The organism is Bradyrhizobium sp. USDA 4503 (assembly GCF_054055815.1).
In genome coordinates this window covers 1,431,346-1,445,707 of sequence record NZ_JBSRXS010000001.1, presented here as the reverse complement: position 1 = coordinate 1,445,707, position 14,362 = coordinate 1,431,346, and the positions used below count along the sequence as shown (strand labels likewise).

General features: G+C 65.4%; 12 protein-coding genes and 1 tRNA gene. 5 read left to right on the top strand and 8 right to left on the bottom strand.

Features of this window, described 5'->3' with window-relative positions; translation table 11 throughout:
- The first annotated feature begins 20 nt into the window (after positions 1-20).
- Positions 21-1,907, top strand: a complete 1,887-nt coding sequence (locus ACVMIH_RS06940; RefSeq protein ID WP_156436347.1) for a TRAP transporter large permease — start codon at positions 21-23, stop codon at positions 1,905-1,907.
- A gap of 25 nt (positions 1,908-1,932) precedes the next feature.
- Positions 1,933-3,582 carry an acyl-CoA synthetase gene (locus ACVMIH_RS06935; protein ID WP_456861053.1) on the top strand — a complete coding sequence of 550 codons (1,650 nt, stop codon included), beginning with the start codon at positions 1,933-1,935 and terminating at the stop codon, positions 3,580-3,582.
- 4 nt (positions 3,583-3,586) lie between these two features.
- Here ACVMIH_RS06935 and ACVMIH_RS06930 read toward each other — a convergent pair whose 3' ends face one another.
- The 6 genes from ACVMIH_RS06930 to ACVMIH_RS06905 all read right to left on the bottom strand — a co-directional run bounded on the left by ACVMIH_RS06930 (position 3,587) and on the right by ACVMIH_RS06905 (position 10,268).
- Entirely contained in the window at positions 3,587-4,393 is an 807-nt protein-coding gene (locus ACVMIH_RS06930; RefSeq protein ID WP_057018661.1) for an MBL fold metallo-hydrolase, read from the bottom strand.
- Entirely contained in the window at positions 4,390-5,181 is a 792-nt protein-coding gene (locus ACVMIH_RS06925; protein ID WP_456849898.1) for a TatD family hydrolase, read from the bottom strand. Before ACVMIH_RS06925 ends, ACVMIH_RS06930 begins: the two co-directional genes overlap by 4 nt.
- A 14-nt stretch (positions 5,182-5,195) precedes the next feature.
- Complete coding sequence (gene metG / locus ACVMIH_RS06920) at positions 5,196-7,196, bottom strand: methionine--tRNA ligase (RefSeq protein ID WP_456861051.1); 2,001 nt, start codon at positions 7,194-7,196, stop codon at positions 5,196-5,198.
- Positions 7,197-7,283: 87 nt separating this feature from the next.
- Positions 7,284-8,324, bottom strand: a complete 1,041-nt coding sequence (locus ACVMIH_RS06915; RefSeq protein WP_456861049.1) for a DNA polymerase III subunit delta' — start codon at positions 8,322-8,324, stop codon at positions 7,284-7,286.
- Complete coding sequence (tmk, locus tag ACVMIH_RS06910; protein ID WP_456861047.1) at positions 8,321-9,007, bottom strand: dTMP kinase; 687 nt, start codon at positions 9,005-9,007, stop codon at positions 8,321-8,323. The genes ACVMIH_RS06915 and tmk overlap by 4 nt, the downstream gene beginning before the upstream one ends.
- A gap of 1 nt (position 9,008) precedes the next feature.
- Positions 9,009-10,268: a D-alanyl-D-alanine carboxypeptidase family protein gene (locus ACVMIH_RS06905; RefSeq protein WP_456861045.1), complete on the bottom strand. Its 1,260-nt coding sequence runs from the start codon at positions 10,266-10,268 to the stop codon at positions 9,009-9,011.
- Positions 10,269-10,430: 162 nt separating this feature from the next.
- On the opposite strand from ACVMIH_RS06905, the gene ACVMIH_RS06900 reads away from it, so the two are divergent.
- The gene (locus tag ACVMIH_RS06900; protein WP_456861044.1) at positions 10,431-11,366 is read left to right on the top strand and encodes an alpha/beta fold hydrolase; all 936 of its coding nucleotides are present in this window, start codon (positions 10,431-10,433) and stop codon (positions 11,364-11,366) included.
- A gap of 33 nt (positions 11,367-11,399) precedes the next feature.
- Here ACVMIH_RS06900 and ACVMIH_RS06895 read toward each other — a convergent pair whose 3' ends face one another.
- Entirely contained in the window at positions 11,400-12,332 is a 933-nt protein-coding gene (locus tag ACVMIH_RS06895) for a septal ring lytic transglycosylase RlpA family protein (protein ID WP_456861042.1), read from the bottom strand.
- Positions 12,333-13,119: 787 nt separating this feature from the next.
- On the opposite strand from ACVMIH_RS06895, the gene ACVMIH_RS06890 reads away from it, so the two are divergent.
- A complete protein-coding gene (locus tag ACVMIH_RS06890) occupies positions 13,120-13,554 on the top strand; it encodes an NUDIX domain-containing protein (protein ID WP_456861040.1) in 435 nt (144 codons plus the stop codon).
- Here the strand turns inward: ACVMIH_RS06890 and ACVMIH_RS06885 are convergent.
- Positions 13,508-13,978 (bottom strand): arsenate-mycothiol transferase ArsC, encoded by a 471-nt coding sequence (locus ACVMIH_RS06885; RefSeq protein ID WP_156436348.1) that lies wholly within the window; start codon positions 13,976-13,978, stop codon positions 13,508-13,510. The two genes, ACVMIH_RS06890 and ACVMIH_RS06885, sit on opposite strands and share 47 nt — an antisense overlap.
- Before the next feature lie 160 nt (positions 13,979-14,138).
- On the opposite strand from ACVMIH_RS06885, the gene ACVMIH_RS06880 reads away from it, so the two are divergent.
- Positions 14,139-14,228 (top strand) — tRNA-Ser (locus ACVMIH_RS06880).
- Positions 14,229-14,362: the final 134 nt, after the last annotated feature.

The window sequence follows — 14,362 nt, the reverse complement described above, 5'->3', positions numbered from 1 at the left end:
ATCAAAGCAGGAGGCTTGCCATGGCTCATGTCGAGATGACGCCGGCCGTGGCCGGCGAGGCGGCGTCGCAGCCCCCTCGCCGCCGCTCCGTTCTCGGTTCCATCGACGCGGCGCTCGGAATGCTGGTCGAAATCCCGGCGGCGATCCTTGTCGTCGCCGAGGTCGTGATCCTGTTCGCCGGCGTGGTGTCGCGCTACGTGCTCCATGCACCGTTGATCTGGTCCGACGAACTGGCGTCGATCCTGTTCCTGTGGCTCGCGATGCTCGGCTCGGCGGTGGCGTTTCGCCGCGGCGAGCACATGCGGATGACGGCGCTGGTCGCAAGTGCGGGACCGCGGCTCTGGGCCTATCTCGACGTTGTCGCGACCTGCGCCGCACTGGCGTTCCTGATCCTGATCGTGCGGCCGGCCTATGAATACGCCTACGAGGAGAGCTTCATCACGACGCCGGCGCTGCAGATATCCAACACCTGGCGCGCGGCGGCGCTGCCGGTCGGCACCTGCCTGATGGCGCTGTTCGCGCTGCTGCGGCTGGCGCGGGTCGGCGATTTCAGGACCTTCCTGCTGGCCGCGCTGACCGTAGCTGCGCTGATCGGGCTGTTCTGGCTGGCACAGCCGATGCTGCGGCCGCTCGGCAATCTCAACCTGATCATCTTCTTCGTCGGCGTGGTCGGCTTCTGCGTGTTCGCCGGCGTACCGATCGGCTTTGCCTTCGGCATGGCGATCTTCGGCTACCTGGCGCTGACCACGCGGACGCCGCTGATGGTGCTGGTCGGCCGGATGGACGAGGGCATGAGCCATCTGATCCTGCTGTCGGTGCCGCTGTTCGTCTTCCTCGGCCTCCTGATCGAGATGACCGGCATGGCGCGGGCCATGGTGGCGTTCCTGGCGAGCCTGCTCGGCCATGTCCGCGGCGGCCTGCATTACGTGCTGGTCGGCGCCATGTATCTGGTCTCCGGCATCTCCGGATCGAAGGCCGCCGACATGGCCGCGGTCGCGCCCGTGCTGTTCCCGGAAATGAAGCAGCGCGGCGCCAAGCCGGGTGATCTGGTCGCCCTGCTCGCCGCCACCGGCGCGCAGACCGAAACCATTCCGCCGAGCCTCGTGCTGATCACGATCGGCTCGGTGACCGGCGTCTCGATCTCGGCGCTGTTCACCGGCGGCCTGCTGCCCGGCGTGGTGCTGGCGATCACGCTGTCGGGGCTGGTGTGGTGGCGCTACCGCGGCGAAGACCGCAGCCACGTCCAGCGCGCCACCGGCAGCGAGATCGGCAAGGCGTTGGTGTTCGCCCTGCCCGCATTGGCCCTGCCCTTCGTGATCCGCTACGCCGTGGTCGAAGGCATCGCCACCGCCACCGAAGTGTCGACCATCGGCATCGTCTACGCCTTCGTCATCGGCCTCTTGATCTACCGCAAGTTCAACTGGCGGCGGCTGTTGCCGATGCTGATCGACACGGCGTGCCTGTCGGGGGCGATCCTGTTCATCATCGGTACCGCGACCGGCATGGCCTGGGGCCTGACCCAGTCCGGCTTCTCGCGGGCGCTGGCGGCGGCGATGACCGGGCTGCCCGGCGGGTCGGCGACCTTCATTGCGGTCTCGATCCTGGCCTTCGTGATCCTCGGCAGCGTGCTCGAGGGCATCCCGGCGATCGTGCTGTTCGGGCCTCTGCTGTTTCCGATCGCGCACCAGGTCGGCGTCCACGAGGTGCACTACGCCATGATCATCATCCTGGCGATGGGCATCGGGCTGTTCGCGCCGCCGTTCGGGGTCGGCTATTATGCCGCCTGCGCCATCGGGCGCGTCGATCCGGCCGAAGGTATCCGGCCGATCTGGGGTTACATGCTGGCGCTGTTGATCGGCCTGATCATCGTCGCCATCTTCCCCTGGATATCGATCGGTTTCCTGTAAAGCACCTTGCGGATGGGATAGAGCCATGAGTGCAGCTCAGAACCAGTACTCGATCGGGTTGGACAAGACGCCGGCCAACTACGTGCCGCTCTCGCCGCTGAGCTTCCTGGCGCGCTCGGCCGCCGTCTATCCCGACCATCTCAGCGCGGTCTATGAGGGCCGCAACTTCACCTGGAAAGAGACCTACGAGCGCTGCAGGCGCTTTGCGTCCTATCTCGCCGGCCATGGCATCGGCCATGGCGACACGGTCGCGGCGATGCTGCCGAACATCCCGGCGATGAACGAATTGCACTTCGCGGTGCCGATGACCGGCGCGGTGCTCAACGCGCTCAACATCCGCCTCGACGCGGCATCGATCGCGTTCCAGCTCGAGCATGGCGGCGCAAAGATCATTCTGGTCGATCCCGAATTCTCCGGCGTGATCGCGGAGGCCCTGACCCTGATGAAGGGCGCTAAGCCGTTCGTGATCGACGTCGATGACGCGGCCTTTGGCGGCGGCAAGCGGATCGGCGAGATCGAGTATGAGGCTGCCGTCGCGGCGGGCGATCCCGGCTTCGTGGAACGGCCGCCGGCCGACGAATGGGACGCGATCGCGCTGAGCTATACGTCGGGCACGACGGGCAATCCCAAGGGCGTCGTGACGCATCACCGCGGCGCCTATCTCAACGCCGTCAGCAACATCCTCGCCGGCAATCTCGGTCAGCATCCGGTCTATCTCTGGACGCTGCCGATGTTTCATTGCAACGGCTGGTGCTTCCCCTGGACGATCGCGGCGGCCGCCGGCGTCAATGTCTGCCTGCGCAAGGTCGACCCGGCCAAGATCTTCGAACTGATCCCGAGGCACGGCGTCACACACATGTGCGGCGCGCCGATCGTCTACAACACGCTGATCAACGCGCCCGATGCGCCTAAGGGTGGCAAGGCAAAGCCCGTCGTCGGTCTGATCGCCGGCGCGGCGCCGCCGGTTGCGGTGCTCGAGGGTGGCGAGCGCATCGGCATCAAGCTGACCCACGTCTACGGGCTGACCGAGGTCTATGGCCCCGCCTCCGTCTGCGCCGAGCAGCCGGGCTGGGACGAGCTGTCGGCTGATGCGCGCGCGCAGCTGAAGCGGCGCCAGGGCGTGTCCTATCCGCTGCAGGAAGGCGTCACGGTGCTCGATCCCGAGACCATGCGCGAGGTGCCGCGCGACGGCGAGACCATCGGCGAGGTCATGTTCCGCGGCAACATCGTGATGAAGGGTTACCTGAAGAACGCGACGGCGACGCAGGAAGCCTTTGCCGGCGGCTGGTTTCACACCGGCGATCTCGGCGTGCTCGACGAGCACGGCTACGTCATCATCAAGGACCGCTCCAAGGACATCATCATCTCCGGCGGCGAGAACGTCTCCTCCGTCGAGGTCGAGGACATCCTCTACAAGCACCCGGCCGTGCTGTTTGCGGCAGTCGTGGCCAAGCCCGACCCGAAATGGGGTGAAGTGCCCTGCGCCTTCATCGAGCTGAAGGACGGCGCCAAGGCGACCGAGGCCGAGATCATCGCCTATTGCCGCGAGCACATGTCGGGGTTCAAGACGCCGAAATCCGTGGTGTTCGGCGTGATCCCGAAGACCTCGACCGGCAAGATCCAGAAATTCCTGCTGCGCAACCAGGTCGGATCGGCCAAGGCGATCTCGGCCTGAGCCTTCAGCCTGCCCGGTCGAGCGTCAGCCGCATGCCGTCATGGGCCGGGATGACGTCGGCCGGCAGGCTCTGCCGCAGCACCTCGTAGTCGAGGTCGGAATGCATGTTGGTGATGACCGCGCGCTTCGGCTTGAAGCGCTCGATCCACGACAGCGCGTCCGCAACGCTGAAATGGCTGGGATGCTGCGCATAGCGCAAGCCGTCGACGATCCAGAGATCGAGACCTTCGAGCGCCGGCCAGCTCTCCTGGGGGATGTCGTGCAGATCGGGCGTGTAGGCGGCGCCGCCGATGCGGTAGCCGAGCGCCGGGATCTTGCCATGATGCACCAGGAAGGCCGCGAGCTTCAGCGGACCGCCCTTCCCCTGGACCGTATGGCTCTCGCCGGCCTCGATCGAATGCCGCGTCAGGATCGGCGGATAGTCGCTGCCTTCCGGCGAGATGAAGCAATAGGAGAACCGCGCCATCATGTCCTTGGCGGTCGACTGGTTGAAGTAGACCGGGATGCGGCGGCGCTGATGCAGCACGACCGAGCGCAAATCGTCGATGCCGTGGGTCTGGTCGGCATGCTCATGCGTCAGGAACACCGCGTCGATGTGCTCGACATTGCTGTCGATCAGCTGCTCGCGCAGATCGGGCGAAGTGTCGATCACGACCCGCGTGGTGCCGTGCTCCATGGTGCGCTCGGCCATGATCGAGCAGCGGCGGCGGCGGTTCTTGGGATTGCTGGGGTCGCAGGCGCCCCAGCCGAGTGCCGGGCGCGGCACGCCGGCGGACGAGCCGCAGCCCAGAATGGTCAGTGTCAGCGTCATGCAGCAACCTTCGGCGCCGGCACCTTGGAGAACAGCCGGAAAAAGTTTTCGGTGGTCTGCCGCGAGATCTCCTCCAGGGAGACGCCGCGGGTTTCCGCGAGCACCCTGGCGACCTCGACGACATAGGACGGCTCGTTGCGCTTGCCGCGGAATTTGCCGGGCGCAAGATATGGCGCGTCGGTCTCGACCATGATGCGGTCGGCCGGCAGCTCGGCTGCCAGGGCCCGCAGCGCGTCGGACTTCTTGAAGGTCAGGATGCCCGTGAACGAGATCGACAGCCCAAGCGCGATCGCCTTCATCGCGAGTTCGCGCCCGCCGGTGTAGCAATGCAGAACCGCCTTGAACGGGCCGTTCGCGACCTCGTCCTCCAGGATGCGGCCGCAATCCTCATCGGCCTCCCTGGTATGGATGACGAGCGGCAGGCCGGTCTCGCGCGCCGCGGCGATGTGCGCGCGAAAGCCGCGCTCCTGCGCCTCGCGCGACCCGTGCTCGTAGAAATAGTCGAGCCCCGCCTCGCCGAGCGCCACGACCTTCGGATGCTTCGTCAGCTCGATCAGTTCGCTGGCCGGGATGCCGTCCTCTTCATCGGCATGATGCGGATGGGTGCCGACCGAGCAGTAGACGTCGGGAAAGCGCTCCGTGATCGCGAGCAGACCGCCGAGCCGTCTCACCCGGGTCGAGATCGTGACCATACGGCCAATGCCGGCCGCCTCGGCGCGCCCGACGATCCCGTCGAGATCGTCGGCGAAATCAGGGAAATCGAGATGGCAATGACTGTCGACCAGCATGAATTTCGAACCGCTCACTCGGTCTTCGGTTCCACATAGCGCGGGAAGACGCCGACAGGCGCCGGCAAAACCGTACCCGGCTTGATCCGTTCGGCGACCGCGGCAAAGCTGCGCGCGTCAGCAGCGATACCGAGGCTGTCGAGCATCTTGCCGCAGGACTCCGGCATCACGGCCTGCGCCATGATCGCGATCTGGCGCACGACTTCGGCGGTGACATACAGCACCGTCTTCTGGCGCGCGGGATCAGTCTTCGCCAGCGCCCACGGCGCCTCGCCGGCAAAATAGCGGTTGGCCTCGGCGACCACGGCCCAGACCGTGTTGAGCCATTGATGGATCTGCTGCGTCGCCATCGCGGTCCGCGACGTCTCCAGCATGGCGTCGGCCTGCGCCAGAATCGCCTTGTCGTTGTCGCTGAATTCGCCGGGCTCCGGCAGCACGCCGCCGAGTTGTTTGGCGATCATCGACAGCGAGCGCTGCGCCAGATTGCCAAAATCATTGGCGAGGTCGGCGTTGATACGCGCGACGATGGCCTCGTGGTTGTAGTTGCCGTCCTGGCCGAACGGCACTTCGCGCAGAAAGAAGTAGCGCATCTGGTCGACGCCGTACTGCTCGGCGAGATTGAAGGGGTCGACCACGTTGCCGACCGACTTCGACATCTTCTCGCCCCTGTTGAACAGGAAGCCGTGTGCATAGACCCGCTTCTGCACGGGAATGCCTGCCGACATCAGGAAGGCCGGCCAGTACACGGCGTGGAAGCGGATGATGTCCTTGCCGATGATGTGCACGTCGGCCGGCCAGTAGCGCCAATGCTTGTCGTTCTCATCGGGATAGCCGACGCCGGTGATGTAGTTGGTCAGCGCGTCGACCCAGACATACATCACGTGCTCGGGATCGTCCGGGACCTTGACGCCCCAGTCGAACGTGGTTCGCGAGATCGAGAGGTCCTTGAGCCCGCCGCGCACGAAACTCATCACCTCGTTGCGGCGCGAATCCGGGCCGATGAAATCGGGCTGACTCTCATAAAGGTGCAGCAGCTTGTCCTGGTAGGCCGACAGCTTGAAGAAATAGCTCTTCTCCTCGACCCATTCGACCGGCGTGCCCTGCGGGCCGCGGCGGACATTGTCCTCGCCGACGACGGTCTCTTCCTCGGCGTAATAGGCCTCGTCGCGCACCGAGTACCAGCCGGCATAGGTGTCGATATAGATGTCGCCATTGTCCTGCATGCGGCGCCAGATCTCTTGCACCGACTTGTGGTGAGCAGGCTCCGAGGTGCGGATGAAGCGGTCGAACGAGACGTTGAGCCGCTCGTCCATCTCTTTGAACCGCGCGGCGTTGCGGGTCGCGAGATCGAACGGCGTCATGCCCTCGCCGGCCGCGGTCTGGATCATCTTCTGTCCGTGCTCGTCGGTGCCGGTCAGGAAGAATACGTCCTTGCCGTCGAGCCGCTGGAAGCGCGCCAATGCGTCGGTCGCGATCGCCTCATAGGCGTGGCCGATATGCGGCTGCCCGTTCGGATAGGCGATCGCGGTCGTGATGTAGAAGACGTTGCCGCGGTCCGCGGCGGGCACCGGAACGGAAGCGGCCGCAGGAGCCACCGCCGCGGGTTTGGGCTGCTTCGGCGCGCGAACCTTTGCCGGTCTCTGCGCCTTCTCGGTAACGGGAGCCATCGGCAGAGCGGGCTTCTTTGCCGCCGGTGCGGCGGCGGCTGCGGCTGCGGCTGCTTTCTTCGGCGCAGCCTTGGTGGCCTTCGCAGCAGCCTTCTTGGCCGTGCTCTTGGCCGTCTGCTTCGCAGCCTTCTTGACGGCCTTTTTGACGACCTTCTTTGCCGCCGATTTCCTGGCGCCCTTGGCTCCGGTCTTGGATTTGGACTTGGCGGCCTTCTTCGCTTTCTTGGCGACGCGCCCGGCCTTCTTGGCTGCGCGCGCCTTCGCCGTTGCTTTGCTGGTCGCGCGAGCGGGCGATGCCTTCTTCGTCTTCTTGGCTTTTTTCGACGATTTCTTCTTAGCGGTCGCCACCACGGAATCCTTTGCAGATCGAAACGAGATTGTCGGGAGTGTTGTCAGACGGATGTGTTTTCAGCAGATGCGTTTAAGACGCGGTGTCTATCGGGTCGCATCCGCGAGCATCGAAAACACCGAGAAAACCAGCGGCTTGCGCTCCAGATTGTAGGCTTCGGTATCGCGCGCGGCGCGGACGATCTTTTCCCATACCTCCGCCAGCCGTGCAAGGCGCGGCAGATTGGCATTGGCATCGCCCGTGCGCATGCGCTCGCTCATCCAGCGATCGATGCCGTCGATGAAGGCGGCGAGCGCGACGCGGTCGCTGGTGCCGAGCGCTTCGCCCAGCGCATGCAGCTCACGCGGATCGACACTCGGAAGCGTCGCGAGCAGCGCGGCCGTGCGTTGCTGCAGTTTCAGCGCATCGCCGCCGAGCAGCGACAGCGCCCTCCCGACGCTGCCTTCGGATGCTGCGGCGGCTTCCGCCAGCGCGGGATCGTCGGCTTCGATATCGGTTGCAGCCGCGGCCGCGCGCACCACATCGTCCGTCTCCAGCGGCCGCAGCAGCAATTTGCGGCAGCGGGACAGAATGGTCGGCAGCACCCGTGACGGTGCGTGGCTGACCAGGAGGAACAGCGATTGCTGGGGCGGCTCCTCGAGAATCTTCAGCAGCGCGTTCGCGGCGTTGGGATTGAGCTCGTCGACGGTGTCGACGATGCAGACGCGCCAGCCGTCGACCGCAGCGGTCGAGCCGAAGAACGAGATGGTCTCGCGCGTCTCGTCGACCGTGATGACGGTCCGCATCACGCCGCGATCGTTGAGGCCGCGCTCCAGCACCAGCAGCCCGCCATGAGCGCCTGCCGCGACCTGCCGCGCCACGGGGTCGGCCGGATCGACCAGCAGCGTCGGCGCCTGCTGCACCTGGGACGATTTCGGATTGCGAAACGCCAGCACGAACCGCGCCATGCGGTAGGCCAGCGTCGCCTTGCCGATGCCCTGCGCCCCGCCGATCAGCCAGGCGTGCGGAATTCGTCCGCTGCGATAGGCATCGAGCAAGGCGGTCTCCGCCTCGCGATGCCCGGATAAATCCGGCGTTTCGCGCGGATGGCGGGCGGCGCTCTCCTGTTCGACCTTGCGCGCGCTCATGCGATGCTGTCCGCCGCAAGCGTTGCGCGCAGATGTTCGCGCAGCGCGGCCCATATCCTGGCCGTGACCGTGTCCAGATCGGCCGTAGCGTCGATCAGCACGCAGCGCTCCGGATCTTCGGCCGCGATCCGGCGGTACGCGTCACGCAAATCCTGATGGAACTTGATGCCTTCGGCTTCGAAGCGATCGGCGGTGGCGTCGCCGCGGCGCGCAGCGGCGCGTTGCAGTCCGACCTCGACCGGCACATCAAGGATGAAGGTCAGATCGGGCTTGAGATCACCGATGGTCACGCGCTGCATGGCGTTGACGAGTTCGGGCGACACCTGCCCGAGCTGGCCCTGATAGGCACGCGTGGAATCGAAGAAGCGATCACACAGCACCCAGATGCCCTGGTTGAGCGCCGGCAGGATTACGGTGCGGACATGGTCGTCGCGCGCAGCGGCAAACAGCAGCGTCTCGGCCTCCGGCCCCAGCAGCTTGCCCATCCCCGACAGCACGAGGTGACGGATGATCTCCGCCCCCGGTGAGCCGCCCGGCTCGCGGGTCACGATCGCGCGCAGCTTGGCGGCATCGAGCCGTTCGGCGAGCTTGCGGATCTGGGTCGATTTGCCCGACCCCTCGCCGCCCTCAAAGGTGATGAAGCGACCGCGCAAGCTCGGCCGTTGGACTGCTGCTTCCGCCATGTCAGAGCTTCTCGACCCCTGCGCGGAACATGCCGATGACCAGCTCCTGGGCGCCATCGAGCGCGCGACGCATCGTCGATCCGGTACCGACGGCGTCCGCTGCGAAGACCGGAGCCTCCATCGCGACATTGGGGCCGCGCCACACCCGCACCACCCCGATCTTCTGGCCGGCGGTGATCGGCGCCTTGACCGGGCCGCTATAGATGATGCGCGCGAGCAGCTTGTCGTTGCCGTTCTTCGACACCATCACCTTGATCGGATCGGGGCTGACGAGCTTGACCGAACGGCTCTCGCCGCCGAACACCCGCGCGTAGCCGACCGGCTGATTGGCCGCGATCAGGGTCCGCGTCTCGAAGCTGCGGAACCCCCATTCCAGCATCTTCTTGGCTTCGGTCGCGCGGTCCTCGGAATCCTCGAGGCCGTTGACCACGACGATCAGCCGCGTGTCGTTCTGCACGGCCGAGCCGACCATGCCGTAGCCGCCTTCCTTGGTGTAGCCGGTCTTCAAGCCGTCGGCACCGGGCAAGGCGTTCAGCAGCGGATTACGGTTCTGCTGGCGAATCTTGTTCCAGGTGAATTCCTTCTCACCGAACAGCTTGTACCTATCCGGGTAGGTCAGGATGATGTGGCGCGCCAGCGTTGCAAGCTCCCGGACCGTCATCTTGTTGGCCGGGTCGGGCAGCCCGTTGGAATTGCCGAAGGTCGACTTGGTCATGCCGAGCTCGCGGGCGCGCTTGGTCATGACGTCGGTCGCAAAGGTATGCTCGTTGCCGGCAATGCCTTCGGCGAGCGCGATGCAGGCGTCGTTGCCGCTCGGGATGATCGCGCCGTGCAGGAGATCGTCGACCGAGACCTTGCTGTTGATCGCCGCGAACATCGTCGAGGTGCCGGACGGCGCCCCGCCCCGCCGCCAGGCGTTCTCGCTGATCCGGTACTCGTCCGTGAGCTTGATGTCGCCCTTCTTGATGGCGTCGAACACCACCTCGGCCGTCATCAGCTTCATCATGCTGGAGGGTGCGCGCAATTCGTCGGCGTTCTTCTCGAACAGCACGCTGCCGCTTGAGGCCTCCACCAGGATCGCGGTCGGCGCATCGCCGTCGAAGCCGCCCTCTTCTTTCTTGGCGCCCTGGACGCTGTTGTTGGCGGCGTAGACCACCCCGCCGCAACCGATCGCCAGCGCGACCGCGGCCGCGACCAGGCCGCGCCAGCAACGCCCGGCGCGAGCTGACAACGTGCGGGGAACTGCGGTCTGGGCTGCCATCGGCGATGTCCTGAAAGACTGCGTTCTAACAGCTGGAAGTATCGCAAACAACTGAGGTTTCTGCGCTTGTGCACGGCCGGCCGGATTGCCGGTTGCGTTGAACGTCCCTATCCTGGGAACCAGCTAACGTCAGCAGAACCGGCAAACAAGGCGGAAACGCGAATGTCATCCTCCCGCACCATCTCCGCCAACGGCATCGACATGTTCGTGCGCGAGGCCGGGCAAGGCCCGCTGGTCGTGCTCTGCCATGGCTGGCCGGAACTGTCCTATTCATGGCGGCACCAGATCGCGGCGCTGGCCGCGGCAGGCTTTCGGGTCGTCGCGCCTGACATGCGCGGCTTCGGCCGCACCGGCGCGCCGGCCGAGGTCGGCGCCTACACGATCTTCGATACGGTCGGAGACATGGTGGCGCTGGTTGCCGCGCTCGGCGAGACACGCGCGATGATCGTCGGCCATGACTGGGGCGCGCCGGTGGCCTGGCACGCGGCCCTGTTCCGTCCCGACATCTTCACGAAAGTCGCCGGCCTCAGCGTGCCGCCGCCGTTCCGCGGCCGCGGTCGCCCGCTCGAGACCCTGCGCGACAGCGGCATCACCAATTTCTATTGGCAGTACTTCCAGCCGCCCGGCGTGGCCGAGGCCGAGTTCGAGCGCGACATCGCCCACACCATGCGCCTGGTGCTCGGGCGTGGCGTCTCCGATCCAAGCTCGATGTTCGTCGACGAGGCCAAGGGCTTCCTCGGCAAGCTGCCGGCCGGAATGCCATTGCCGGCCTGGCTGACCGAGGCCGACATTGCCGAATTCGCCGAAGGCTATCGGCACTCCGGCTTCCGCGGCGGCCTCAACTGGTACCGCAATCTCGACCGCAACTGGGAGCTGACCGCGCCCTGGCAGGACGCGCAGATCCATCAGCCGTCGCTGTTCATCGCCGGCTCGAATGATTCGGTGATCACCGGGCTGATCGGCGCCAAGCGGGTCGCGGACATGGAGCGCGTGCTGCCGAACCTCAAGCAGAAGCTGATCATCGAGGGCGCCGGCCACTGGATCCAGCAGGAGCGCCCCGACGAGGTCAACAAGGCGCTGATCGCGTTTCTCAAATGATCAGGCCAACAGCCTGATCTGTAAGCGCATGGCTCAGTAGAGGCCGCGCCCGCTCAGGACTTCGGCCGGTCCGCGCGCGTCGATCGGGACATAGGCGGCCGCCGGGCTCGGGCTTGCGGCGTAGCGCGCGTCGCCCTCATAGGAGACTTCGCGCGGATTGCTCAGAGCGCGGCGGTGCGACCGGCTCAAGGCCGACATTTCCGAGGTGGCGCTCACCGAGGCGTAGTCGGCCTGGGTGTTGCCGAGGCTGTAGGGCCGCCCCTCCGGCAACGGAACGTCGCCACGTACCCGGCCCGAGGAGGATGACATCTCCGGCACGAACGGCCGTGCCGAGGCGACGCGGACCATCGACGGGGACGGCGCTGGAGTACCGGTGCGCAGGGTCGCCATCAGCTGGCGGTCGTCGGACCCCTCGAGCGGCGCCCGGCCGACATATTCGACGCGGACGCGAGCCACGCCATTGCCTTTGAATTCAAGCAGTTCTGCGGCTTTGTTCGAGACGTCTATGAGGCGATTGCCGTGGTACGGGCCGCGGTCATTGACCCGAACGACGAGCGATCGGCCATTGCTCAGATTGGTGACGCGGGCATAGCTCGGCATCGGCAAGGTCGGATGGGCGGCGGTGAGCGAGCCCATGTCGAACACCTCGCCATTGGCCGTCAGGCGGCCATGGAAATCGTCGCCGTACCAGGACGCCATGCCCTCGGCGCGGTAGTTCTCGTTTTCCTCCGGCACATAGGTGCGGCCGGCAACAACGTACGGCTTGCCGATGCGATAGGTGCCGCCGCCTTTCGGCACGGGATCACCCAGCGCCACCACGCGCGGGCTCGACGACACCCCGTATTTGGGGTCGACCCGGCTGGCGAACTTGTTCGAAGAGGCACAATTGGCGAGGACGAGGCACGTCGCCACCGCAACGGCGCCGCGCGCCGTCCGGATCATCGAATCTGGCCGTCTAATCCCCATCTGCCCCAAGTACCATTCTGCCGGACCTGCGCCCACTCCGAGGCGTCGAAGTCCCTTGCCGTCGCTGTGCGGCCCACCTCCGCACCAGAGCGTGACGATATCGCAACCGGAACACGGCGGAAATGGGGAGAGCCGGCGGGCGATGGCGTCTTGGTGAATGGTCTGTTGCGCCTCCTCCGTCCTTCTACTGACCTTCGCCCCCGCCAAATGCCCTCGCCTGTCCCGCGATCAGACACACTGTTGCAGCAAATCATCAGTCCGGGCGCATCTTGGATTCCAACAATTGAATCTTTTTGACTGTGCAAGCCTGCAATCGTTCTCTCCTCCGTGTGGGGCGCAAAGGAAGTTTGCGATGATCGAGACGGTTACAGCGGTGATGGGCTTGGTGAGTGCGGCGATCTTCTTGGCGCACGCCGTGGAAGGCTATCGGTACCGGGCCTGACAGTCCGTTGAAGGCGGAAAGACGCGTCACCTCTTTCCAGGAGTGAATGTTCGGAAAGCTTTAATCAATTCGGATGAGCATCGATTGAAGGCAGGTGTATCATGCGTAATCACGATTTGGTCTCCGACGGGTTTCTGACCCTGACCGCAGCAAGCCTCGTGCTGCTGTGCTCGAGCCTGCTGGCGTTCGCTTTCGGCTGAACGTTTTTGAGATTCTACCGGCGCCCGTGCGACGGGCATTGGTTACCCCTACTCATTCCCCGCCAAACGGGTTGCGGCAGACGCGCTGTCTTCTCCCCGCCCCACTCGTGACGCATCCTCGCCGTTTCCCGAAGAGGATGTACGGATGACCGGCAGTGTCAGGGAGGGAACGTCCGCCCTTCTCGTCAGCACAGATGGCCGGCTGCTGATGCAACTGCGCGACGACCTCCCGCATGTTACCGATCGCGGAAAGATCAGCCTGTTTGGCGGACGGCGGGAGGGCGCCGAGACCTTCCTCGAATGCGTCGTTCGCGAGATCCACGAGGAGATCGGCTACTACCTGCCGCCCGAGCGTTTCGAGTTGATCGGCCGCTATTCCGGTCGCGATCATGCAACGCCAAACGGCACGCTTCGCGGCGAGGTGTTCCTCGCGCGCGATGTGCCCATCGACCAATTGACGGTGACCGAAGGCCGCCTCGAGATCGTCGCCATCGACGATCTCGAACGCATCAGCGACATGCTCGCGCGCCCGGCTACGTTTGCGCTGGAGATCTTTCTGAAGCGCAAACCGATGACCTGAGCGCCGAAACCAGTGCGCGGATGTGATCGTCGATCATGGCCAACGCGACTGACGGATGAGCAAAGTCGATATCGTCAACGTGCCAGTAAGTCACCCTGTCGGCGACCTCCGGGAACCGGCGCTCGATCAGCGGACGGTGCTCGGCCTCCTTGAGCGCGATCACGAGGTCGGCGTCGTCGAAGTCGGCCGATGAACAGGGCTGCGGAAACCGCGTTGCGCCTTCCGGAACGATGCCGCTCGCGCGGAGACGATCGTCGGTGAAGACTGACATCGGCCCGACATTGTCGGGCGATCCCCGCTCGGCCGCGCCTCTGGAGGATGCGCGCCACGCCAGTTGTTCGGCTCTTGCAAGATGATTGAACAGTTCCTCTGCGTATCGACTGCGATAGTAGTTGCCGGTGCAGAGAAAGAGGACGCGCTTCATGGGCCTCATCATGGCCAAGGTGGGCCCTCGCGGTCAACGGCGTTGCAAGCGTGGGCCCTTTGAGTTCACGGACCGGCGAATGACGGGCCCACCCGGGTTTCGCTGCCAAGTTCGCGTTGCGTTCGGCGCCGCCCTACGCTAAGGGCCTGATCCTTGATCCGGAAGGGTGGCCGAGTGGTTTAAGGCACCGGTCTTGAAAACCGGCGTGCCCGCAAGGGTACCGTGGGTTCGAATCCCACCCCTTCCGCCACCGCTTTCAATTGGGCGCGGTCCAGCCGGGCTCAGAGCCGAGACCAAAGCGGCAGCGATAGCCAACCACCAAATGGCCGCAACGGAGGTAACGGGTTGCGCGCCGCCGTATCCAGCCACCTCCCGCAGGACGTG